Annotated in this window: 14 protein-coding genes and 3 rRNA genes; 6 read left to right on the top strand and 11 right to left on the bottom strand. The window is 66.7% G+C overall.

Going from position 1 to position 23,158, the window contains the following annotated elements:
• Positions 1-102 precede the first annotated feature (102 nt).
• The 4 genes from OG878_RS24445 to mtnA are packed head-to-tail and all read right to left on the bottom strand — an operon-like array spanning position 103 to position 5,817.
• A complete protein-coding gene (locus OG878_RS24445) occupies positions 103-1,968 on the bottom strand; it encodes an LpqB family beta-propeller domain-containing protein (protein WP_328888749.1) in 1,866 nt (621 codons plus the stop codon).
• A complete protein-coding gene (mtrB, locus tag OG878_RS24440) occupies positions 1,958-3,979 on the bottom strand; it encodes an MtrAB system histidine kinase MtrB (protein ID WP_328888748.1) in 2,022 nt (673 codons plus the stop codon). The genes OG878_RS24445 and mtrB overlap by 11 nt, the downstream gene beginning before the upstream one ends.
• A gap of 1 nt (position 3,980) precedes the next feature.
• On the bottom strand, positions 3,981-4,670 hold the full coding sequence (gene mtrA, locus OG878_RS24435; protein ID WP_205375139.1) for an MtrAB system response regulator MtrA: 690 nt from the start codon (positions 4,668-4,670) through the stop codon (positions 3,981-3,983).
• A gap of 4 nt (positions 4,671-4,674) precedes the next feature.
• Positions 4,675-5,817 carry an S-methyl-5-thioribose-1-phosphate isomerase gene (mtnA, locus tag OG878_RS24430; RefSeq protein WP_328888747.1) on the bottom strand — a complete coding sequence of 381 codons (1,143 nt, stop codon included), beginning with the start codon at positions 5,815-5,817 and terminating at the stop codon, positions 4,675-4,677.
• Positions 5,818-5,957: 140 nt separating this feature from the next.
• On the opposite strand from mtnA, the gene OG878_RS24425 reads away from it, so the two are divergent.
• The 5 genes from OG878_RS24425 to OG878_RS24405 are packed head-to-tail and all read left to right on the top strand — an operon-like array spanning position 5,958 to position 11,405.
• Positions 5,958-7,160: a glycerophosphoryl diester phosphodiesterase membrane domain-containing protein gene (locus OG878_RS24425; protein WP_328888746.1), complete on the top strand. Its 1,203-nt coding sequence runs from the start codon at positions 5,958-5,960 to the stop codon at positions 7,158-7,160.
• Between the two features lie 4 nt (positions 7,161-7,164).
• Positions 7,165-7,857 carry a DUF4129 domain-containing protein gene (locus tag OG878_RS24420; RefSeq protein ID WP_328888745.1) on the top strand — a complete coding sequence of 231 codons (693 nt, stop codon included), beginning with the start codon at positions 7,165-7,167 and terminating at the stop codon, positions 7,855-7,857.
• The gene (locus OG878_RS24415) at positions 7,854-9,086 is read left to right on the top strand and encodes a DUF4350 domain-containing protein (protein ID WP_328888744.1); all 1,233 of its coding nucleotides are present in this window, start codon (positions 7,854-7,856) and stop codon (positions 9,084-9,086) included. Before OG878_RS24420 ends, OG878_RS24415 begins: the two co-directional genes overlap by 4 nt.
• On the top strand, positions 9,083-10,084 hold the full coding sequence (locus tag OG878_RS24410; RefSeq protein ID WP_328888743.1) for an AAA family ATPase: 1,002 nt from the start codon (positions 9,083-9,085) through the stop codon (positions 10,082-10,084). The genes OG878_RS24415 and OG878_RS24410 overlap by 4 nt, the downstream gene beginning before the upstream one ends.
• 10 nt (positions 10,085-10,094) lie before the next feature.
• On the top strand, positions 10,095-11,405 hold the full coding sequence (locus OG878_RS24405; protein ID WP_328891370.1) for a DUF58 domain-containing protein: 1,311 nt from the start codon (positions 10,095-10,097) through the stop codon (positions 11,403-11,405).
• A gap of 102 nt (positions 11,406-11,507) precedes the next feature.
• Here the strand turns inward: OG878_RS24405 and rrf are convergent.
• From rrf to OG878_RS24385, 4 genes are all read right to left on the bottom strand, one after another.
• Positions 11,508-11,624 (bottom strand): 5S ribosomal RNA (gene rrf / locus OG878_RS24400).
• A gap of 79 nt (positions 11,625-11,703) precedes the next feature.
• Positions 11,704-14,825 (bottom strand): 23S ribosomal RNA (locus OG878_RS24395).
• A gap of 303 nt (positions 14,826-15,128) precedes the next feature.
• Positions 15,129-16,654: ribosomal RNA gene (locus OG878_RS24390) — 16S ribosomal RNA — on the bottom strand.
• The 16S, 23S and 5S rRNA genes sit together here, the layout of an rRNA operon.
• A gap of 684 nt (positions 16,655-17,338) precedes the next feature.
• Entirely contained in the window at positions 17,339-18,346 is a 1,008-nt protein-coding gene (locus OG878_RS24385; protein ID WP_328888742.1) for a stage II sporulation protein M, read from the bottom strand.
• Between the two features lie 120 nt (positions 18,347-18,466).
• Between OG878_RS24385 and OG878_RS24380 the strand changes: the two genes are divergently transcribed.
• Positions 18,467-19,447, top strand: a complete 981-nt coding sequence (locus tag OG878_RS24380) for an RDD family protein (RefSeq protein WP_328891369.1) — start codon at positions 18,467-18,469, stop codon at positions 19,445-19,447.
• A gap of 160 nt (positions 19,448-19,607) precedes the next feature.
• On the opposite strand, the gene OG878_RS24375 is transcribed toward OG878_RS24380, so the two are convergent.
• The 3 genes from OG878_RS24375 to OG878_RS24365 form a co-directional block, all read right to left on the bottom strand.
• Entirely contained in the window at positions 19,608-20,219 is a 612-nt protein-coding gene (locus OG878_RS24375; protein WP_328888741.1) for a hypothetical protein, read from the bottom strand.
• Between the two features lie 177 nt (positions 20,220-20,396).
• Positions 20,397-21,854 (bottom strand): adenosylhomocysteinase, encoded by a 1,458-nt coding sequence (ahcY, locus tag OG878_RS24370; RefSeq protein ID WP_328888740.1) that lies wholly within the window; start codon positions 21,852-21,854, stop codon positions 20,397-20,399.
• A gap of 268 nt (positions 21,855-22,122) precedes the next feature.
• Positions 22,123-23,097: a cation diffusion facilitator family transporter gene (locus OG878_RS24365; protein WP_328888739.1), complete on the bottom strand. Its 975-nt coding sequence runs from the start codon at positions 23,095-23,097 to the stop codon at positions 22,123-22,125.
• Between the last annotated feature and the right edge of the window lie 61 nt (positions 23,098-23,158).

Genomic DNA, 23,158 nt, shown 5'->3' with positions numbered 1-23,158 from the left:
CCGTGACCTGCTCAGCGTCCGCACGGAACGAGCAGAACGACAGGTGCCGTCGGGCGGATCACGGCTCCAGGAGATGTCCGGCGAATCATGGCCGGACAGCCCTCAGCCCGGGTAGACCAGCGACGAGCCCTTCTTGACCACCGTCTGCCAGTTGTCGCCCGGCGACAGCTTCACTATCCCGTCGCCCTCGGTGTCCGCCATCAGCGGCAACTGCTCGTCGTCCGCCGCCGCGACCGCCGACACCTGGTTGACCCCGGGCAGCACGCCCGAGGCCGGCGCCGAACCGTCCGCCTGCACGTAACGAACCTGCTGCACGCCGCCCTGCTCCTTGCCGACCACCACGAGACGGCTCCGGCCCGACCAGGACATCGCGGTCACATCCGTCAGCTGGGGCGCGGCCTGCCGCAGCTCCACGACGGAGACCTCCTGCTTCGAGGCCGTTCCCTGGCGCTCGATCCGGCCGATCTTCAGAGTCGTGTGCCCGTCCTTGGTCAGCAGCAGCGCGATCCGTACCCCGTCGGCCGACAGCCGCAACGCCTCCAGCCGCGCGCCGTCCAGGCCCGGCACCGTCACCTCGGACGGCTTGCCGGCACCACCGGCCAGCCGTAGCAGCCGGGAGTCGTCCGGATCCCGGTCGGCCACCCAGAGATCGCCCCGGCCGTCCCAGCTGGGCGCCGACAGCCGGTCGTCGGGCTTCTTGCCCTTGCTGGTCACTGCGGGCGCGGGCAGCTCGCCCTCCGACGCGACGGAGGACACGTACAGGGCCGCATTGTTCTGCGAGACCGCCGCCGCGACCTGCTCGTCACGGGACACACCGACTGCGCTCATCCGCACCGGCCCGTCACCCAACGGGCCGGTCACCGGCTCCGGGTCGCCGCTGCCCCTGGTGGACCCCGGAATACGCTGGACGTGCCCCTTGGCGTCGACGAAGTACTGGCTGTCGGGCCCGCCCGACGAACCGTCCGGAGCGAACTCCTCCGCCTGATCGGCGCCCAGCACGCACAGCGGCGAACTGTCGGACCGCTGGAGCTCCACCTGCTCGACCCGGGCCGACGTCAGGTCCTGCACGGTGTAAAGCACCTGAGAGGCCATCATGCGGCAGGAGCGCTGCCCGACGTTGTCCGCCTTCTTGTTCAGCGGAACCTTCAGGATGCTGCGGTCGTCGGGGGCCAGCGAGGTGACGCCCCGTCGCAGCGCCGTACTGGTGGGAAAGCGGGAATCGACCACCGGCCGCAGCCAGTTGGTCGGGCCCTCGATGAGACTGCGGACCGTCTGCGTCACGGTGTCCATCCCGGTGACGGGATCCGTCCGGTTGCGGACATAGACGGGGTCGGCGACCAGGGCGGACGGCCCTGCCGCCCGTCCGGCGGCGAAGTAGTACTTGTTGACGGAGCGGTAGAGACGCTTGAAGTCGGACTGGCCGAGCAGCAGACCGTCCGGCACGACGTCGATACGCCATTCCCTGCCGTCCGGTCCGTTCTCCTTCACCAGATGAAGGGTCCGGCTGAACTCCGAGGGCGCGACCGGCTGGTAGGCGCTCTGCGCGTCGACCGTCGCCACCTCCTCACCGGTCAGGGTGTAGCTGAGCTCCGAACTGCTGCTGCCGCTGTCGTGGAACGGGCGGTCGCTGCGGCTCGGCGCCTTGGAGAGCACCGTGGTGAGCGCGCTCGGCTTCCAGGTTCCGGCCGCCTTCTTCGTCAGGTACTTGCGGGTGGTCCTGAAGCCGGGGTCATCGCTGGTCATGGACTCCAGGAAGCCGTCGACCACCTCGTTCGGCGTGGCGTCGTCGCGCGGCGCCACCGCGTACACCTGCACCTGGGAGTCACCGGGCTGCGAGGCGTCGACCGCCTTGACATCCCCGGTGACGGGCATCGATCCGCACGCGGACAGCAGCACGACGCCGCATCCCAGCAATGCGGTCAGCGCCACCACACGTCCACGGCCGTCCCGACGACGGTCAGCGCCCACGAGTCGTGTCCTCCCGCTCCGGGGTCTGCACAGCGGATTCGATGTCTGCGCCCTGCCGGTAGTCGGCGGGGCGGGCGACCACCCGCGCACCGTTGCCCGGCAGAGCCGCCGGGTGCACCGAAGCGGGTGCCGTCCGGGGAGCCACGGGGGCACGCGCCGGTACGGGCAGCGGCGACCGTTCCGGGCCGGCCTGCTCCGGTACCGCCGTCAGCCGGTGCTCACTCCCGGTGGTGACGCCGTCCGCGCTCCGCTCCCGGTTCTCCCGGTTGCGGCGCGAGTCCTCGGGCTCCAGCGGTATCGGCGATCCGCGCAACGGCTCGTCCGCCGTACGCGGCAGCGTCAGCCGGAACTGCGAGCCGCCGCCCGGCTCACCCCACGCCTGCAGCCAGCCGCCGTGCAGCCGGGCGTCCTCGACGGCGATCGAGAGTCCGAGCCCGGTGCCGCCGGTCGTCCTGGCCCGTGCCGGGTCGGCGCGCCAGAACCGGTTGAAGACCCTGGTCGCCTCTCCGGGCTTGAGCCCCACTCCGTAGTCCCGGACGGCGACGGCGACCGCGCCACCGGCCACCCCCATCCGCACCACGACGTCCCGGCCCTCGCCGTGCTCGACGGCGTTGACGACCAGGTTGCGCAGCACACGCTCGACCCGCCGCGCGTCGGCCTCCGCTATCACCGGCTGCTCGTCGCCGACCACGCGGATCCGGGTGCCCTTGCGCTCGGCGAGCGGCTCGGCACCGCCGATCACCCGCCGCACGACCTGCCGCAGGTCTATCGGCTCGGCCTCCAGCGCCGCGGCGCCCGCGTCGAACCGGCTGATCTCCAGCAGATCGGAGAGCAGCGACTCGAACCGGTCGAGCTGGTCCCCGAGCAGCTCCGCGGAGCGGGCCGTCACGGGGTCGAAGTCGGCGCGCGCCTCATGGATGACATCGGCTGCCATCCGTACGGTCGTCAGCGGTGTCCGCAGCTCGTGCGAGACATCGGAGACGAAGCGCCGCTGCATCCGGGAGAGCTCCTCCAGCTGCTGGATCTTCAGCTGGAGGTTCTGCGCCATCTTGTTGAAGGCTTCACCGAGCCGGGCGATGTCGTCCTCACCGGTGACCTTCATCCGCTCCTGAAGACGGCCGGCGGACAGCCGCTCGGCGATCCCCGCCGCCATCCGAACGGGGGTGACGACCTGCCGCACCACGAACCAGGCGATGGCCCCGAGCAGCACGACCACGAACAGTCCCGCGGTCGCCAGCGTGCCCTTGACCAGGGTCAGTGACTTCTCCTCCTGCGTCAGCGGGAAGAGGTAGTAGAGCTGGTACGGATTGTGGTCGATGTCGTACAGGCGCTTGCCCACGACGAGCCCGGGCTGCGAGTCCTGGCCGTTCGCGTACCGGATCAGGGAGTACGTCTGGAACGCACCAGGCCCCTTGTCCACCGCCTCCCGCAGACTCTGGGGGATGCTGGCCGCTTCCACACTGCCGGAGCCGCGCGGCGCACGGGTTCCCTCGTCGGCGCTGAGCGCCACGACGTTGAAGGCGTTCTTGCCGCCACTGGCGAGCTGATCGACGAGCTCGGTCCGCCACGAGTTGTTGGCGGTCGCTCCGTCCCCGGCGTCGCCGCCCTGCCCACGGGGGGTGAGCGGAGCGTTGGCCTTGTCCTGGGCCGCCGCGAAACCACCGGCGGCCTGTGTCTGGGCAGCCTGGCCCTTCGCGTCGAGCAGCCCGTTGCGGACCTGCCCGATGACGACCAGGCCGAGCAGCAGCACCACACCGAGCGACATGAGCAGCGTGCCCGCGACGACCCTCAGCTGGAGGTTGCGCCGCCACAGCCGCACGGCGGGCAGCAGCGGACGCCGCACCCAGCGCATCAGCAGTCGCAGCACGGGACCGCCGGGCGCCCGGTCGTGGAACAACCGGCCGCCCTGCAGAAACATCCCGAACGACGAGGGCCCACGTTCCGACCCGGCAGCCCGCCCCGTACGGACTCCCGGCTCCCCGGGCTTCGGAGCAGCGCTACCCAGGGCCATGTCAGCTCGGTCCGGCCTTGTAACCGACGCCTCGGACGGTCACCACGATCTCCGGGCGCTCCGGGTCCTTCTCGACCTTGGAACGCAGCCGCTGAACGTGCACATTCACCAGGCGGGTGTCGGCGGCGTGGCGATATCCCCACACCTGCTCGAGCAGGACCTCCCGAGTGAAGACCTGCCACGGCTTGCGGGCCAGCGCAACGAGCAGATCGAACTCCAGCGGGGTCAGGGCGATCGACTGCCCGTCCCGCTTCACCGAGTGACCGGCCACATCGATGACCAGGTCCCCGATGGCCAGCTGCTCCGGAGCCGGCTCCTCGGACCTGCGCAGACGTGCCCTGATGCGGGCAACCAACTCCTTAGGTTTGAACGGCTTGACGATGTAGTCGTCGGCCCCGGATTCCAGGCCCACCACCACATCGACCGTGTCGCTCTTGGCCGTGAGCATGACGATCGGCACACCCGACTCGGCCCTGATCAGCCTGCAGACCTCGATGCCGTCCCGTCCGGGCAGCATGAGATCCAGCAGAACCAGGTCCGGTTTTGCCTCACGAAACGCAGCAAGTGCCTTGTCGCCGTCCGCTACGAACGACGGCTCGAACCCTTCACCACGCAGCACAATCCCGAGCATCTCGGCCAGTGCGGTGTCGTCGTCGACGACAAGGACGCGTCCCTTCATAATCGACATCATCCCATTAGCTAATCGTTATCTGCGATGACCTGGCACACAGCTCTGCCAGTCCTACCCCCGTGACCGGGGAAACTGCGCCTTCCTCCGTGACGATCGCCGTGATCAGTTCCGGCGGCGTGATGTCGAATGCGGGGTTGTAGGCCTGGGTTCCCGGCGGTGCCACAAGCAGCTGGCCCGTCTCCCCGGCAGACCCGGCCCGCAGAGGTGTGAGCTCTGTCACTTCCCGGCCGGAGCGCTGCTCCACAATGATCGACGCCCCGTCCGCGGTCTCCAGATCCACGGTGGTGGTCGGTGCCACCACAATGAACGGCACATGGTGGTATTTCGCAAGTACTGCCAGCGGATAACTGCCGACCTTGTTCGCCACGGATCCGTCCGCCGCGATGCGATCGGCCCCGATGAGTACGGCGTCGACCTCCCCCGCGGCGAACAGCGAACCCGCGGCGTTGTCCGTGAGCAAGCTGTATGCCATCCCGTTGCGCGCCGCCTCATAGGCGGTCAGCCGGGCACCCTGCAACAAGGGACGCGTCTCGTCCACCCAGAGCCTTCGCAACCGTCCCGCCCGGTGCGCCCCCAGCGCCACTGCGAAGGCCGTCCCCTCACCGCCCGAGACGAGCGCCCCCGAGTTGCAGTGGGTCAGGAGCTGGTGGTCTCCGCCGGGGAGTAGTTCGTCGAGGAGCGCCAAGCCGTACTGCGCCATACGCCGACTGGCCTCGGCATCCTCCCGGTGCAGCGCCCTGGCCTCCGCCAGCGCCGCGGCGGCCGCCTGCTGCGGCTCCGCGCCCTTGTCGAGCGCCGCCCCGTAGACCGCCGTCACGCGGCGCACCCCGTACCCAAGGTTCACAGCGGTGGGCCGCGCCCGTTCCAGCAGCCCCGCGGCCTCCGCCACGTCGTCGCCGCGGACGGCAGCCAGCGCCACCCCGTAGGCCCCGGCGATACCCAGCAACGGCGCTCCGCGCACGGCCAGCGTCCGGATCGCCCGCACCAGCGCGGGCACATCCGTACACACCAGCCCGACCTCCTCGGCGGGCAGCCGCGTCTGGTCGAGGAGCACCAGCACAGGGCCTTCCGGGGACTCGCCCCAACGGATGGAGGGAGGCGCGGCAGACTCGATGCCCACCGGCGATTGCGCGTCCTGATCAGCCATCCGCCCAGTCTGCCCGGTGAGCCGCCCACAAATGAAGGCGCGAAGGAGATGAAGCACCCCGCCCGCATCGGAGCAACGCGTGGCACGATGGCTGCCAACCTGCCGCCCCGATGAGCGGACAGGACCGTGAAGGAGCGAGAATGAACGACACTCCGGGCTGGGCCTCGCCCGGATCTGCCCTCTCCGACGGCCAGGAGACGGGCGTGCCCCGGCCTTCCGCGCGCATCGACGGCGGCGGCCCCGCTGGGAACTGGTCTCCCACACAGCCGCCCGCAGGGCAGTGGTCCCCACCGAGCCCCCCCGGCACCGGCCACGGCACACCGCCGCCCGCCCCCGGCTGGGGCAGCAGGCCGCAGGGATCCGGCTGGGGTCAGCAGCCACCCGCGGCCAAGCCCGGTGTCATCCCGCTCCGCCCGCTCGGCGTTGGCGAGATCCTCGACGGCGCGGTGTCCACCATGCGGGCCCACTGGCGCACGGTCCTCGGCGTCACGCTCACCGTCTCCGTGATCGCCCAGATCGCGATCATCCTTGTACAGCGCTATCTGCTGCCGGAGCCCGCGGTGGTCGACCGGAACGCGACCGGCTCCGAGGCGCTCCGCCAGGCCGCCGACTCCATGCGGTCCAGCGTCATCTACACCGCACCGTCGATGCTCATCACCCTGATCGCGACGCTCTTCACCACGTCCATGCTCACCGTGGTGATCAGCCGCTCGGTGCTGGGTCGCTCCGTGACGCTCTCCGAAGCATGGGGTGAAGCCCGGCCCCGCCTCCTTCGGCTTCTCGGCCTGACTCTCCTGCTGCCCCTGATGGCCGGCGGCATCATGGCGGTGGGTGTACTGCCCGGCGCGCTGATGGGATCCGCCGCAGGCGTCGGCCTCGCCGTCATCGGATTCCTGGCCGCCCTCGTCGTCATCGTCTGGCTGCTGGTCCGCTTCTGCCTCGCCTCGCCGGCGCTGATGCTGGAGCGTCAGTCGGTCACCGTCTCGATGCGGCGTTCGGCAAAGCTGGTCCGGGGCGCCTGGTGGCGGACCTTCGGCATCCTGCTCCTCACCTGGCTGCTGACGTTCATCGTGACCCTGATCATCGCGATCCCGTTCGCGATCATCGCGACGGTCGTGGACGGCCACGCGCTGAGCGCCCTCCTCACCGGTGAATCCGTCGAATTCGGCTGGCCTTTCCTGATCATCTCCGGCATCGGCGACATCATCGTCTCGACGATCACCTATCCGCTCTCCGCGGGGGTGATGGCTCTGCTCTACGTCGACCAGCGCATCCGCCGCGAGGCACTCGACCTCGAACTCGCCCGGGCCGCAGGCCTGCCCGGCTACGACACCGGGAACTGATGCCGTGTCGGGGGCGGGGGGCACAACAGCAGCAGCACGGCTTCTGATCCACGCGAGCCGCGACGTACCGGTGGACACCCCGCGCGTCCCCGCCCGCGAGGCGGCCAGGCACGAGCTGTCCAAGCCGATGTACCACGAGAACGACCCGAACCTCCTCCAGCGCGGCCTGGACCGCCTCTGGGGGTGGCTCGGCGATCTCTTCGCCACGGCCTCGAACGCAGCGCCGGGTGGACCACTCGGGCTGATCGTCCTCGTAGCGGTGATCCTCGGCCTGGCCGCCGCGCTCTGGTGGCGGCTGGGCACTCCGCAGCGCACCACCCGTCCCCCCGAGGCTCTCTTCGACGACAGCCCACGCAGCGCGGCAGAACACCGGACCGCCGCCGAGGCCCACGCTGTCGCCGAACGCTGGAACGAAGCCGTCCAGGAACGGATGCGTGCCATCGTCCGCTCCCTCGAAGAACGCGCCCTCCTCGACCCCCGCCCCGGACGCACGGCCGACGAGGCCGCCGCTGAAGCAGGCCGCTCGCTGCCCGCACACGAGATACCGCTCCGCGGCGCCGCCCGCGACTTCGACGACGTCACATACGGCGGCAGGACCGCCGACCGGCATACGTATCTGGCCATGCAGGCCCTCGACCTCGACATCGAGAACGCCAAACCCCGGCTGACCACCGCGGCCCGGGGAGCAGCCGAATGACCGCCGTCACCGTCTCCGCGTCCACGACCTCCCCCACACCCCGCCAGGTCTGGACCCGCACCCGCGGTCTGCTGTGCGCCGTCCTCCTGCTCGTAGCAGCCGGAATCGTCCTGGCCACCACACGCTCCGGCGACCAGCACGGCCGACTCGACCCCCGCTCCGCCGACCAGCACGGCAGCCGGGCCGTCGCCGAACTCCTCAAGGACCGCGGCGTCTCCGTCCACGTAGTCACCGCGCTCGACAAAGCCACCGCCGCGGCCGGACCCGACACCACCCTGCTCGTCACCGCCCCCAACCTGCTGACGCCGTACCAACAGAACGAACTCCGCACCGCCACTGCCGCCTCGGCCGGCCGCACCGTCCTCCTCGGAGCAGGCCCCCCGTCCGTGTCCACACTGGCCCCCGGCGTCCGGGCGGACTCCTCCGGTCCGGTATCCACCCGCGCACCGCGATGCTCCCTGCCCGCCGCCCGCACCGCAGGCAACGCAGATGCGGGAGGCTTCCGCTACACAGCGGGCAAACTCGCCATCGGCTGCTACCCCAGCGCCAATCTCCCCACCTTGCTCCTCGTGCAGGAGAAGGACGCAGGTGACACCGTCCTCCTCGGCTCCGCCGACCTCCTCTACAACAACCGACTCGACAGCCAGGGCAACGCCTCTCTGGCCCTGCAGCTCCTCGGCTCGCGCCCACATCTGGTCTGGTACCTCCCCTCGCTCGCTGATCCCACCGCCGCCCGCAACGGCGACGGCGTCCGCGACGGCACAGGCGACGGAACCAGTGACGGCACAGGCTCCGAGCGAAGCTTCTTCGACCTGATTCCGCCGGGCTGGCTGTGGGGCACGCTGCAGCTCGCAGTCGCAGCCCTGCTCGCCGCCATCTGGCGGGCCCGCCGGCTGGGCCCTCTCGTCACCGAGCTGCTGCCCGTGGCCATTCGCGCCTCGGAATCCACCGAGGGCCGCGCCCGCCTCTATCGCAAGGCGAACGCCCGCGACCGGGCTGCCTCCTCACTGCGCTCCGCCACCCGCACCCGTATCGCCCCCCTCATCGGGGTCCCTCCACGCGATGCCAACTCTCCCGCCGTGCTCCTTCCTGCCGTCTCCGCCCGCCTCAGCACGACCGAAGGCGACCTCAACACCTTGCTCTTCGGCCCGGCTCCGGCCGATGACGCCGCCCTTGTCCGTCTGGCAGACCAACTCGACAACCTCGAAAGAGAGGTACGCACTTCATGAGCGCCCCGCCCCCAGTGCCCGCCGGGAACACCGAGACCGTCGGAGACGACGACACAGCCCGCGCATCCCTGGAAGCTCTGCGCTCCGAGATCGCCAAGGCCGTGGTCGGCCAGGACCCGGCCGTCACCGGACTTGTCGTCGCGCTGCTCTGCCGAGGCCACGTTCTCCTGGAAGGCGTCCCCGGCGTCGCCAAGACCCTCCTGGTCCGTGCCCTCGCCGCGTCACTCGAACTCGACACCAAGCGTGTCCAGTTCACCCCAGACCTGATGCCGAGCGATGTCACCGGGTCCTTGGTCTACGACGCCCGCACGGCCGAGTTCTCCTTCCAGCCCGGCCCGGTCTTCACCAATCTCCTCCTCGCTGACGAGATCAACCGCACGCCGCCCAAAACGCAGTCGTCCCTCCTGGAAGCAATGGAGGAGCGTCAGGTCACCGTCGACGGAACCCCTCGCCTCCTGCCGGACCCCTTCCTGGTCGCCGCCACCCAGAACCCAGTCGAGTACGAGGGCACCTACCCGCTCCCAGAGGCCCAACTGGACCGCTTCCTCCTCAAACTGACGGTGCCGCTGCCGTCTCGCGACGAGGAGATCAACGTCCTCACCCGCCACGCCGACGGCTTCAACCCCCGTGACCTGGCGTCAGCAGGCGTACGCCCCGTCGCAGGCCCCGCCGACCTGGAGGCCGCTCGCGCCGCGGTCGCCAAGACCACGGTCTCCCCCGAGATCGCCGGCTATGTCGTCGATATCTGTCGTGCCACGCGTGAATCCCCCTCGCTCTCCCTCGGCGTCTCCCCCCGAGGCGCAACCGCGCTGCTCACCACGGCTCGCGCATGGGCCTGGCTCACCGGCCGCGACTACGTCATCCCGGATGACGTGAAAGCCCTGGCACTCCCCACGCTTCGTCACCGCATCCAACTGAGGCCCGAAGCGGAGATGGAAGGAGTCACCCCCGACTCCGTCATCACCGCTGTCCTCGCCCATGTCCCCGTACCCCGATGAGGCGGTGACCGTGGCCCTCACCGGACGAACCGCGCTGCTCGCCGCCCTGGGGTCACTCCCCGTAGGCATCCTGGCCCCGAGCTGGACAGGCATGCTCGCGGTCAATGCCCCGCTCTCCCTGGCAATTCTGTGCGACTACGCCCTGGCAGCGCCAGTGCGAACGCTCCAGTTCACCCGATCCGGTGACACATCCGTTCGACTCGGCGACGGAGCTGCGGTGCAACTGACTGTAACCAATCCCTCACGTCGTCGCCTGCGCGCACACCTCCGCGATGCCTGGCCCCCCAGCAGCTGGCCTGCCGGCACGGAGCAGGCCGCGTCCCGTCACACCCTGGACGTCCCAGCCGGCGAACGCCGCCGCATCACCACATTCCTGCGCCCCACGCGCCGCGGCGACCGCCGTGCCGAACGCGTCACCGTCCGCTCGTACGGACCGCTGGGGCTGGCGGCTCGACAGGGGGATCACCACGTCCCGTGGACGGTACGCGTCCTTCCGCCGTTCACCAGCCGCAAGCATCTGCCGTCCCGTCTTGCCAGACTGCGCGAACTCGACGGCCGGACCAGCGTCCTCACCCGCGGCGAAGGCACGGAATTCGACAGTCTGCGCGCCTACGTCCCCGGTGACGACACCCGCTCCATCGACTGGCGGGCAACAGCACGGCACGCGGCTGTCGCAGTCCGTACATGGCGCCCTGAGCGGGACCGTCATATCCTCATCGTCCTCGATACGGGCCGTACATCGGCAGGCCGAGTCGGTGATGTTCCCCGTCTCGATGCAGCAATGGACGCGGCCCTGCTTCTCACCGCTCTCGCGACACGCGCCGGCGACCGGGTGGACCTGCTGGCCCACGATCGCCGCACCCGCGCCCTGGTCCACGGACGCTCCGCAGGTGAAGTCCTGGCGGCCATGGTCACGGCACTGGCTCCGCTCGAACCGGAGCTCGTGGAAACGAACGCCCGAAGTCTCAGCGCCACTGCCCTGGCACGCGCCCCGCGTCGCTCTCTGATCGTGCTTCTCACCGGCCTGGACGCAGCCCCCGTCGAAGAGGGCCTGCTCCCCGTCCTCCCGCAGCTGACCCAGCGCCACACGGTGCTGGTCGCTGCGGTGGCCGACCCGCATGTGGAGGAGATGGCCGGCGCCCGAGGCACAGTGGACGCGGTCTACGAAGCGGCAGCGGCGACTCAGGCCCAAGCCCAACGACGCCGCACCGCGGAACAGCTCCAGCGCCATGGTGTGGTGGTCGTCGATGCCACCCCGGACAATCTCGCCCCAGCTCTCGCTGATGCCTATCTCGCCCTGAAAGCAGCAGGCCGGCTCTGATCCACCCCGGCAAGCGGGTCCGCACAGCAAGGAGCCACATTTGCCGGCCCGTGAACGCAGAAAAGCCCCGCACCAGAGGTGCGGGGCTTTCCCGGAATAATTGTTCGGCGGCGTCCTACTCTCCCACAGGGTCCCCCCTGCAGTACCATCGGCGCTGAAAGGCTTAGCTTCCGGGTTCGGAATGTAACCGGGCGTTTCCCTAACGCAATGACCACCGAAACACTATGAAATTAACCAACACCGGACAACAACACGGCCGTTCGTTATTTCAGAACTAACACAGTGGACGCGAGCAACTGAGGACAAGCCCTCGGCCTATTAGTACCAGTCAGCTCCACCCGTTACCGGGCTTCCACATCTGGCCTATCAACCCAGTCGTCTACTGGGAGCCTTAACCCCTCAAAGGGGGTGGGAATACTCATCTCGAAGCAGGCTTCCCGCTTAGATGCTTTCAGCGGTTATCCTTTCCGAACGTAGCCAACCAGCCATGCCCTTGGCAGGACAACTGGCACACCAGAGGTTCGTCCGTCCCGGTCCTCTCGTACTAGGGACAGCCCTTCTCAATATTCCTACGCGCGCAGCGGATAGGGACCGAACTGTCTCACGACGTTCTAAACCCAGCTCGCGTACCGCTTTAATGGGCGAACAGCCCAACCCTTGGGACCGACTCCAGCCCCAGGATGCGACGAGCCGACATCGAGGTGCCAAACCATCCCGTCGATATGGACTCTTGGGGAAGATCAGCCTGTTATCCCCGGGGTACCTTTTATCCGTTGAGCGACAGCGCTTCCACAAGCCACTGCCGGATCACTAGTCCCGACTTTCGTCCCTGCTCGACCCGTCGGTCTCACAGTCAAGCTCCCTTGTGCACTTACACTCAACACCTGATTGCCAACCAGGCTGAGGGAACCTTTGGGCGCCTCCGTTACTCTTTAGGAGGCAACCGCCCCAGTTAAACTACCCATCAGACACTGTCCCTGATCCGGATCACGGACCCAGGTTAGACATCCAGCACGACCAGAGTGGTATTTCAACGGCGACTCCACAACCACTGGCGTGGCTGCTTCAAAGTCTCCCACCTATCCTACACAAGCCGAACCGAACACCAATATCAAACTGTAGTAAAGGTCCCGGGGTCTTTCCGTCCTGCTGCGCGAAACGAGCATCTTTACTCGTAGTGCAATTTCACCGGGCCTATGGTTGAGACAGTCGAGAAGTCGTTACGCCATTCGTGCAGGTCGGAACTTACCCGACAAGGAATTTCGCTACCTTAGGATGGTTATAGTTACCACCGCCGTTTACTGGCGCTTAAGTTCTCAGCTTCGCCGACCCGAAAGTCAGCTAACCGGTCCCCTTAACGTTCCAGCACCGGGCAGGCGTCAGTCCGTATACATCGCCTTACGGCTTCGCACGGACCTGTGTTTTTAGTAAACAGTCGCTTCTCGCTGGTCTCTGCGGCCACCCCCAGCTCATGGAGTAAATCCAATCACCAGTGATGGCCCCCCTTCTCCCGAAGTTACGGGGGCATTTTGCCGAGTTCCTTAACCATAGTTCACCCGAACGCCTCGGTATTCTCTACCTGACCACCTGAGTCGGTTTAGGGTACGGGCCGCCATGAAACTCGCTAGAGGCTTTTCTCGACAGCATAGGATCATCCACTTCGCCACAATCGGCTCGGCATCAGGTCTCAGACTCATGTGTGACGGATTTACCTACCACACGCCCTACACCCTTACCCCGGGACTACCACCGCCCGGGCTGGACTACCTTCCTGCGTCACCCCATCGCTTACCTACTACCACCTTGGTTCAGCGGCTCCACCACTTTCCTTTCCCCGAAGGGTCCGGAACGGCTTCACGGCCTTAGCATTAATGGGCTCAGTATTGGGCGTTTCAAAGCGGGTACCGGAATATCAACCGGTTGTCCATCGACTACGCCTGTCGGCCTCGCCTTAGGTCCCGACTTACCCTGGGCAGATCAGCTTGACCCAGGAACCCTTAGTCAATCGGCGCACACGTTTCTCACGTGTGTATCGCTACTCATGCCTGCATTCTCACTCGTGAACCGTCCACAACTCGCTTCCGCGGCTGCTTCACCCGGCACACGACGCTCCCCTACCCATCCGTACTCCCGTTGGGGATATATGTACGAATGACACGACTTCGGCGGTACGCTTGAGCCCCGCTACATTGTCGGCGCGGAATCACTTGACCAGTGAGCTATTACGCACTCTTTCAAGGGTGGCTGCTTCTAAGCCAACCTCCTGGTTGTCTCTGCGACTCCACATCCTTTCCCACTTAGCGTACGCTTAGGGGCCTTAGTCGATGCTCTGGGCTGTTTCCCTCTCGACCATGGAGCTTATCCCCCACAGTCTCACTGCCGTGCTCTCACTTACCGGCATTCGGAGTTTGGCTAAGGTCAGTAACCCGGTAGGGCCCATCGCCTATCCAGTGCTCTACCTCCGGCAAGAAACACACGACGCTGCACCTAAATGCATTTCGGGGAGAACCAGCTATCACGGAGTTTGATTGGCCTTTCACCCCTAACCACAGGTCATCCCCCAGGTTTTCAACCCTGGTGGGTTCGGTCCTCCACGAAGTCTTACCTCCGCTTCAACCTGCCCATGGCTAGATCACTCCGCTTCGGGTCTTGAGCGTGCTACTAAAACGCCCTATTCGGACTCGCTTTCGCTACGGCTTCCCCACACGGGTTAACCTCGCAACACACCGCAAACTCGCAGGCTCATTCTTCAAAAGGCACGCAGTCACGACCCACATCCGAAGATGTGAGCGACGCTCCCACGGCTTGTAGGCACACGGTTTCAGGTACTATTTCACTCCGCTCCCGCGGTACTTTTCACCATTCCCTCACGGTACTATCCGCTATCGGTCACCAGGGAATATTTAGGCTTAGCGGGTGGTCCCGCCAGATTCACACGGGATTTCTCGGGCCCCGTGCTACTTGGGTGTCTCTCAAACGAGCCGTCAATGTTTCAGCTACGGGGGTCTTACCCTCTACGCCGGACCTTTCGCATGTCCTTCGCCTACATCAACGGTTTCTGACTCGTCTCACGGCCGGCAGACCGCAAAAGAGAGATCCCACAACCCCGCATGCGCAACCCCTGCCGGGTATCACACGCATACGGTTTGGCCTCATCCAGTTTCGCTCGCCACTACTCCCGGAATCACGGTTGTTTTCTCTTCCTGAGGGTACTGAGATGTTTCACTTCCCCTCGTTCCCTCCACACTGCCTATGTGTTCAGCAGCGGGTGACAGCCCATGACGACTGCCGGGTTTCCCCATTCGGACACCCCCGGATCAAAGCTCGGTTGACAGCTCCCCGGGGCCTATCGTGGCCTCCCACGTCCTTCATCGGTTCCTGGTGCCAAGGCATCCACCGTGCGCCCTTAAAAACTTGGCCACAGATGCTCGCGTCCACTGTGCAGTTCTCAAACAACGACCAGCCACCCATCACCCCACCCTTACAGGTGAGTTCACTGGGGCCGGCAACCGAAGGAACAGACTCAAACGAGCCCGTACCCTCAGATACCCAACAACGTGCCCGACACGACCCCTCACGATTCACGTTCCACGCCGAAGCAGTACTAGTGATCCCGAAGAACCGTGCCGAATAGTCAACGTTCCACCCATGAGCAACCACCGTCGAACATTTGCCGACGTAGTGGCCTCTGACCAAGCAAGCTTGGTAAGAAGTGCTCCTTAGAAAGGAGGTGATCCAGCCGCACCTTCCGGTACGGCTACCTTGTTACGACTTCGTCCCAATCGCCAGTCCCACCTTCGACAGCTCCCTCCCACAAGGGGTTGGGCCACCGGCTTCGGGTGTTACCGACTTTCGTGACGTGACGGGCGGTGTGTACAAGGCCCGGGAACGTATTCACCGCAGCAATGCTGATCTGCGATTACTAGCAACTCCGACTTCATGGGGTCGAGTTGCAGACCCCAATCCGAACTGAGACCGGCTTTTTGAGATTCGCTCCGCCTCGCGGCATCGCAGCTCATTGTACCGGCCATTGTAGCACGTGTGCAGCCCAAGACATAAGGGGCATGATGACTTGACGTCGTCCCCACCTTCCTCCGAGTTGACCCCGGCAGTCTCCTGTGAGTCCCCATCACCCCGAAGGGCATGCTGGCAACACAGAACAAGGGTTGCGCTCGTTGCGGGACTTAACCCAACATCTCACGACACGAGCTGACGACAGCCATGCACCACCTGTATACCGACCACAAGGGGGGCACCATCTCTGATGCTTTCCGGTATATGTCAAGCCTTGGTAAGGTTCTTCGCGTTGCGTCGAATTAAGCCACATGCTCCGCTGCTTGTGCGGGCCCCCGTCAATTCCTTTGAGTTTTAGCCTTGCGGCCGTACTCCCCAGGCGGGGAACTTAATGCGTTAGCTGCGGCACCGACGACGTGGAATGTCGCCAACACCTAGTTCCCAACGTTTACGGCGTGGACTACCAGGGTATCTAATCCTGTTCGCTCCCCACGCTTTCGCTCCTCAGCGTCAGTAATGGCCCAGAGATCCGCCTTCGCCACCGGTGTTCCTCCTGATATCTGCGCATTTCACCGCTACACCAGGAATTCCGATCTCCCCTACCACACTCTAGCCTGCCCGTATCGACTGCAGACCCGGGGTTAAGCCCCGGGCTTTCACAACCGACGCAACAAGCCGCCTACGAGCTCTTTACGCCCAATAATTCCGGACAACGCTTGCGCCCTACGTATTACCGCGGCTGCTGGCACGTAGTTAGCCGGCGCTTCTTCTGCAGGTACCGTCACTCTCGCTTCTTCCCTGCTGAAAGAGGTTTACAACCCGAAGGCCGTCATCCCTCACGCGGCGTCGCTGCATCAGGCTTTCGCCCATTGTGCAATATTCCCCACTGCTGCCTCCCGTAGGAGTCTGGGCCGTGTCTCAGTCCCAGTGTGGCCGGTCGCCCTCTCAGGCCGGCTACCCGTCGTCGCCTTGGTAGGCCATCACCCCACCAACAAGCTGATAGGCCGCGGGCTCATCCTTCACCGCCGGAGCTTTCAACCCCGTCCCATGCGGGACAGAGTGTTATCCGGTATTAGACCCCGTTTCCAGGGCTTGTCCCAGAGTGAAGGGCAGATTGCCCACGTGTTACTCACCCGTTCGCCACTAATCCACCCCGAAGGGCTTCATCGTTCGACTTGCATGTGTTAAGCACGCCGCCAGCGTTCGTCCTGAGCCAGGATCAAACTCTCCGTGAATGTTTTCCCGTAATCGGGACGACACACACGAGAGCGGAACAACCGGTCGGAATAGGACCGGTCGTTCACAGCGTCCTCGCTGTGTAAATTGCCCACCGGAACCACAAGGGCCCGGCAGGACTTTCAAAGGAACCACCAACCTGCCGAAACAGGCCGGGGTATCAACATATCTGGCGTTGACTTTTGGCACGCTGTTGAGTTCTCAAGGAACGGACGCTTCCTTTGTACTCACCCTCGCGGGCTTTCCTCCGGGCTTTTCCCTTCGGTCTTGCGTTCCCGACTCTATCAGACTCTTTCGTGTCCGATTCCCAGTCAGCGGGTTTCGCTTTCAAGGTTTCCGCTTTCGCGTTTCCCTTTCCAGCGGCTCCAACGTTACCAGAATCTTTTTCGCTTCCGTTTCCGGTTCGAATTTGATTCCGGCGGCCTTTGGAGAGGCCTTACCTTTCGGCGGATTCGACATTATCAGAAGCATTTCGGCCGAGCTAATCGGCTTCATGCTCCGGATAAGGGAATCGACGGCTCTTCAGGAATTCAATTTCCAGTGAGAGCGAGATAGATGCTAATCGCCGAGTCCCGACTTGTCCAGTCCGACTCAACCGTTTGAATCTACCTCCACCCGTCCGCCGTGTCAACAGCGTTTCGGGGCAAGGAGCAGACTAGCAGGTCAGCGGGGTCGTACGCACATCAGGCTGCAGCGGGAAGCTCGGCGCTTCGCTCGGTGGCGTCGAGATCTCCCGTGTCGCCGGCTCGGGCTGCTCGGCCGCCCAGGACATAGACGTAGGTGAGGAAGGCCAGCTCGGCCGCTATGCCGATGGCTATGCGCGTCCAGGTCGGCAGGCCCGACGGGGTGACGAAGCCTTCGATGACACCCGAGACCAACAGGACCAGGGCCAGGCCTATCGCCATGCCGATCGCGGCCCGGCCCTGCTGGGCGAGGGCCGATCGGCGGGTCTGTGGGCCGGGGTCGATGACCGTCCAGCCGAGGCGGAGACCGGTACCGGCTGCGACGAATACCGCGGTGAGTTCGAGCAGGCCGTGCGGGAGGACGAGGCCGAGGAAGGTGTCGAGACGGCCGGCCGACGACATCAGGCCGATGCCGATCGCAAGGTTGAGGACGTTGGCGAACAGGATCCAGATCACCGGGAGACAGAGAAACGCCCCCAGGACCAGGCACATCGCGGCGGCCTGGGCGTTGTTCGTCCAGACCTGGGCCGCGAACGAGGCTGCCGGATGGCTGGAGTAATACGTCTCGTACTCCCCGCCGGGGCTGGTCAGGCGACGGAGGTCGTCCGGGGCGGCGATGGCCGACTGGACTTCCGGGTGCGTACCGATCCACCAGCCCATGAGTGCGGCCAGCAACGTCGAGAGGACGGCCGTGGGTATCCACCAGTGCCGGGAGCGGTAGACGGCGGCGGGGAAACCCGCTGTCAGAAAGCGGGTGGCGTCGCGCCAGGAGGACCGGCGGGTGCCCGTCACGGTGGACCGGGCGCGGGCCACCAGTTGAGTGAGGCGCGCAGTGAGCAGCGGGTCCGGGGCGCTGGACTGGATCAGCGAGAGGTGCGTGGCCGTGCGCTGGTAGAGGGCGACGAGCTCGTCGGCTTCCGTGCCGGTGAGCCGGCGCCCACGGTGCAGAAGGTGGTCCAGGCGGTCCCACTCGGTGCGGTGGGCGTTCACGAAGACGTCGAGGTCCATGGTCGGCTGCTGCTCCAGGCATGGGTGCGTACGGGTCCGTACAACTGCGGCGCGCTGCGGGTCAGCTTGGCAGACTGGGCGCGCGAGGAGCAGGGAAGGTCGGCGAAGGGTGGGCGGGCGATGAGTGAGCTGGTGACCGGGGACGCGGTCGTACTGGGGCTGCGGCCCGCGAAACTGCCGAGCCGGGCATTGGCTCTGGCGATCGATCTGGTCGCGGTCTGGATCGCGTTCATCCTGGTGTCGATCGGGTTGGCCGTTGCGACGGCGTCACTGGACGAGGCGGCGAGTGCGGCCATTGCCGTCGCGACCTTTCTGCTGGTCCTCGTGGGCGCGCCGATCGCGGTCGAGACACTCAGCCACGGGCGTTCACTGGGAAAGATCGCGTGTGGGCTGCGGGTGGTGCGGGACGACGGCGGGCCGATCCGTTTCCGGCACGCGCTGATGCGCGGGGCGATGGGGGTCGTCGAGATTCTGATGACGCTCGGCGTTGTCGCGTGCACCGCGTCGCTGGTGTCGGCCCGGGGGCGGCGGCTCGGGGATGTCTTCGCGGGGACGCTCGTCGTGCGGGAGCGGGTGCCCTCGGGCCGCGGGGTTGCCGTACCGCCTCCGCCGCCGTGGCTGGTCGGGCGGTTCGCCGGGCTGGACCTGTCGGCGGTGCCGGACGAGCTGTGGCTGGCGATACGGCAGTACCTGACACGGATGCACCAGCTCGATGCGGAGGTCGGGTGGTCGATGGCCGAGCGGCTGGCCGGTGAGCTGGTGGCGCGTACGGGGGTTCCTGCGCCGCCGGAGGTGCCGGCCGCGGCGTACCTGGCCGGGGTGGTGAACGAACGGCAGGCGCGGGATGCGCGACGGGTGTTCGCCCCTGCTCAGGGCGCTGCCCCGGGGCAAGGGCCCGTGGGCGCCGGTTCGGGGCCGCCAACGGCGATCGGAGCCGTGGCATCAGCGGCGGCGGTCGGCTGGGCCGCACCGGCGGGCCCTGTGGTGGGCGAGGCGCCTGCGACCCCTGTGGGATCTGCCGGCTCCACGAGTTCCGGGGATTCCGGGGTGGAGGAGTCGGGAGGCAGGCGGACCGGTACCGGGTTCGCGCCGCCTGCCTGAGGGCTGTGCCGTCATCCCTGACGGATCAGCGCGCGGCGTCAGATGCGGTGCATCACCGGACGGAGGGACGTCTTCAGGCGGGGCGTGTTCGGCTGTCCCGGCAACGCGGCGAGGTGCCTCAGCTGTCGTCGTGCGTCCGCCAGGGACTGCGGGGCAGCCTTCAGCGCGGCGAGGGCGGGGTTTCCAGGTCCTCGAGCTCGATGCCCGGGGCCGAGAGGACTACGTCGCCGGCGATGTGGATGGTGTGCTGTTCACCGGTGTCCAGGGCGTTGACCTGGTATTCGTCCACTGTCAGAGGGCCGTTGTCAGTGGCGTGCGCTTCACTGTTCACCAGGGCCCAGGACTGGTCGACGGTACGGGGGGCGAGGACCGGGTCCGTGAAGGCGACGAGGCGGACGCGGGTCGCGGGGGAACCGGGGGTGAGGCGCAGCAGGCGTGAAGTCGCGATGAGGAACGCGGGGGATGTGCCGGTGAAGCCGTGGGCGCGGACGTTGCCTTCGGTGGCGTGAGTGCCGGTCGGGTCGGTGCGGACCCAGGTGACGCCTTCGAGGGCGGCGCCGCGGATCTGCCAGCTCGCGGCGTGGAGTTCGAGGCGGATGGGGCGGCCGAGTTCGTCGAGGGCCAGGTCGACGGAGCCGAGGTGGTCGCCGGAGGGGGCGATGGTCTGGGAGACGTAACGCCAGCCGGAGGGGCCGGGGGCGCAGTGGAAGTGTTCTTCGCCGAGGGGGGTGTGGTCGTGGGGATCGTGGAGCGAATAACGGCCGCGTGGCATGGGGTCCTTCGGGTTCCTCGGGCTGTGCGGGTGCGGTACGGCGCAGGCCCCCGACACGGGGGTGCGGGGGCCTGCGCGCGTATCTGCTGCTGAGTCTGCGGCTGTTCCGTCCGTCAGTGGCTGCTCACCAATCGGGGGTGGGCTGTGTGGTCACCGACGGACGGGACGGGTGCCGGATCAGTAGCGGTAGTGGTCGGGCTTGTACGGACCCTCGACCTCGACGCCGATGTACGCGGCCTGCTCGGGACGGAGCGTCGTGAGCTTCACGCCGAGCGCGGCGAGGTGGAGGCGGGCGACCTTCTCGTCGAGGTGCTTGGGCAGCACGTAGACGTCGGTCGGGTACTCCTCGGGCTTGGTGAACAGCTCGATCTGGGCCAGGGTCTGGTCCGCGAACGAGTTGGACATCACGAACGACGGGTGACCGGTGGCGTTGCCCAGGTTCAGCAGGCGGCCCTCGGACAGCACGATGATGACCTTGCCGTCGGGGAACGTCCAGGTGTGGACCTGCGGCTTGACCTCGTCCTTGACGATCCCGTCGATCTTCGCGAGGCCGGCCATGTCGATCTCGTTGTCGAAGTGACCGATGTTCCCGACGATCGCCTGGTGCTTCATCTTGGCCATGTCGGCGGCCATGATGATGTCCTTGTTGCCCGTCGTGGTGACGAAGATGTCGGCCTGCGCGACGACGTCGTCGAGCGTGGCGACCTGGTAGCCGTCCATCGCCGCCTGCAGCGCGCAGATCGGGTCGATCTCGGTGATGATCACCCGGGCGCCCTGGCCGCGCAGGGACTCCGCGCAGCCCTTGCCCACATCGCCGTAGCCGCAGACGACGGCGGTCTTGCCACCGATCAGGACATCGGTGGCGCGGTTGATGCCGTCGATCAGGGAGTGACGGCAGCCGTACTTGTTGTCGAACTTCGACTTCGTGACGGCGTCATTGACGTTGATCGCCGGGAAGAGGAGGGTGCCGTCGCGGTGCATCTCGTACAGCCGGTGCACCCCCGTCGTGGTCTCCTCGGTGACGCCGCGGATCTCGGACGCCAGCTGGGTCCACTTCTGCGGGGACTCGCCGAGGGTGCGGTTCAGCAGGGTGAGGATGTGGCCGTACTCCTCGCTGTCCGCGGTCGACGGGTCCGGGGCCGCACCGGCCTTCTCGAACTCGACGCCCTTGTGGACGAGGAGGGTGGCGTCACCACCGTCGTCGAGGATCATGTTCGGGCCGCCGGTGGGGGTGTTCGGCCAGGTCAGCGCCTGCTCCGTGCACCACCAGTACTCCTCGAGCGTCTCGCCCTTCCAGGCGAAGACCGGGACGCCGGCGGGGGCGTCCGGGGTGCCGTTCGGGCCGACGGCGATGGCCGCGGCGGCGTGGTCCTGGGTGGAGAAGATGTTGCAGGAGGCCCAGCGGACCTCGGCGCCGAGGGCGACCAGGGTCTCGATGAGCACGGCGGTCTGCACGGTCATGTGCAGCGAGCCGGTGATGCGGGCGCCGGCCAGCGGCTGCGTGGCGGCGTACTCCTTGCGGATCGACATCAGGCCGGGCATCTCGTGCTCGGCCAGCGTGATCTCCTTGCGGCCGAACTCCGCGAGGGAGAGGTCGGCGACCTTGAAGTCCTGTCGATTGGCGACCGTCGTCATAACGGGCTGCTCCTCGTAATGGGGTCGAGGGATGGGCACGGTTGGCTCTGCGGCGGCGGGCATACGAATGCCCGGGCGCTCGCAGCGCATCCGTCGGAGGCCCTCTCTCCCTCGCCCGGTCCGCATGCGCGGAGCGGCCGACCGCCATCAGCAGCGACGTCTGGCACTGTCACCGAATCTACACCGAACGGCCCGACCGCTCCCAGCCCACCCGGGGCCGGGAGCGGTCGGAACAGTGATCGGAGCGGGGACTCGTGGGCCGTAGGGGTCAGTGCTCGGGTTGCGTCGGGGCGTCCGGGGTCCTGGCCGGGTTGGTGCCTGCTGCGGCGGCCGCCTCGTTGAAGATGTCCGGTTCCAGATAGATGACCCGGGCGATCGGGACCGCTTCGCGGATGCGGGACTCGGCGGCGTCGATGGCGCGGGCGACCTCGGCGGCCGTGTCGTCGTGCTGGACCGCGATCTTGGCAGCGACCAGCAGTTCTTCAGGGCCGAGGTGGAGCGTACGCATGTGGATGATGCGGGTGACGGTTTCGCCGTCGACGGCCGCGGCCTTGATCTTGTCGACCTGGTCGGTGTCGGCGGCCTCGCCGAGCAGCAGGGACTTCGTCTCTGCTGCGAGGACGATCGCGATGGTGATCAGCAGGATGCCGATGCAGAGGGTGCCGATGCCGTCCCAGACGCCGTCGCCGGTCGCGAGCGTCAGGCCCACACCGAACAGGGCGAGCACCAGACCGATCAGTGCGCCGAGGTCCTCCAGCAGGACGACCGGCAGCTCAGGGGCCTTGGCCCGGCGGACGAACTGGGTCCAGGTGAGCTTGCCGCGGCTCTCGTTGGACTCCTTGATGGCGGTCCGGAAGGAGAAGCCCTCGGCGATGATCGCGAAGACCAGCACGCCGACCGGCCAGTACCAGGCCTCGAGCTCGTGCGGGTGCAGGATCTTCTCGTAACCCTCGTAGACCGCGAACATGCCACCGACCGAGAACAGGACGATGGAGACGAGGAAGGCGTAGATGTACCGCTCGCGGCCGTAGCCGAAGGGGTGCTGGGGGGTGGCTTCGCGCTGGGACTTCTTGCCGCCGAGCAGCAGCAGCCCCTGGTTGCCCGAGTCGGCGACCGAGTGGACACTCTCCGCGAGCATCGATGACGAGCCACTGAACAGGAACGCCACGAATTTGGCCACTGCGATTGCGAGGTTCGCGGCGAGTGCCGCCACGATCGCCTTGGTTCCGCCTGACGCACTCATGGGTGCCTGGTGTCCCTTCTTCGGTGCTGCGGCCCTGGCGCCGCGGTACGGCCGGACATTG

Origin of the sequence: Streptomyces sp. NBC_00316, from assembly GCF_036158715.1 — a bacterium.
Taxonomy (GTDB): domain Bacteria; phylum Actinomycetota; class Actinomycetes; order Streptomycetales; family Streptomycetaceae; genus Streptomyces.
This window is presented reverse-complemented; position numbering and strand designations above follow the sequence as displayed.

What these genes read in the sequence shown, in the direction of transcription:
- OG878_RS24410 (WP_328888743.1), top strand. Translation starts at nt 9,083, where the DNA reads ATGAGCGCCCCGCCCCCAGTGCCCGCCGGGAACACCGAGACCGTCGGA.
- OG878_RS24365 (WP_328888739.1), bottom strand. Translation starts at nt 23,097, where the DNA reads ATGAGTGCGTCAGGCGGAACCAAGGCGATCGTGGCGGCACTCGCCGCG.
- OG878_RS24380 (WP_328891369.1), top strand. Translation starts at nt 18,467, where the DNA reads ATGAGTGAGCTGGTGACCGGGGACGCGGTCGTACTGGGGCTGCGGCCC.
- OG878_RS24385 (WP_328888742.1), bottom strand. Translation starts at nt 18,346, where the DNA reads ATGGACCTCGACGTCTTCGTGAACGCCCACCGCACCGAGTGGGACCGC.
- mtrB (WP_328888748.1), bottom strand. Translation starts at nt 3,979, where the DNA reads ATGGCCCTGGGTAGCGCTGCTCCGAAGCCCGGGGAGCCGGGAGTCCGT.
- ahcY (WP_328888740.1), bottom strand. Translation starts at nt 21,854, where the DNA reads ATGACGACGGTCGCCAATCGACAGGACTTCAAGGTCGCCGACCTCTCC.
- OG878_RS24415 (WP_328888744.1), top strand. Translation starts at nt 7,854, where the DNA reads ATGACCGCCGTCACCGTCTCCGCGTCCACGACCTCCCCCACACCCCGC.
- mtnA (WP_328888747.1), bottom strand. Translation starts at nt 5,817, where the DNA reads ATGGCTGATCAGGACGCGCAATCGCCGGTGGGCATCGAGTCTGCCGCG.
- mtrA (WP_205375139.1), bottom strand. Translation starts at nt 4,670, where the DNA reads ATGATGTCGATTATGAAGGGACGCGTCCTTGTCGTCGACGACGACACC.
- OG878_RS24425 (WP_328888746.1), top strand. Translation starts at nt 5,958, where the DNA reads ATGAACGACACTCCGGGCTGGGCCTCGCCCGGATCTGCCCTCTCCGAC.
- OG878_RS24375 (WP_328888741.1), bottom strand. Translation starts at nt 20,219, where the DNA reads ATGCCACGCGGCCGTTATTCGCTCCACGATCCCCACGACCACACCCCC.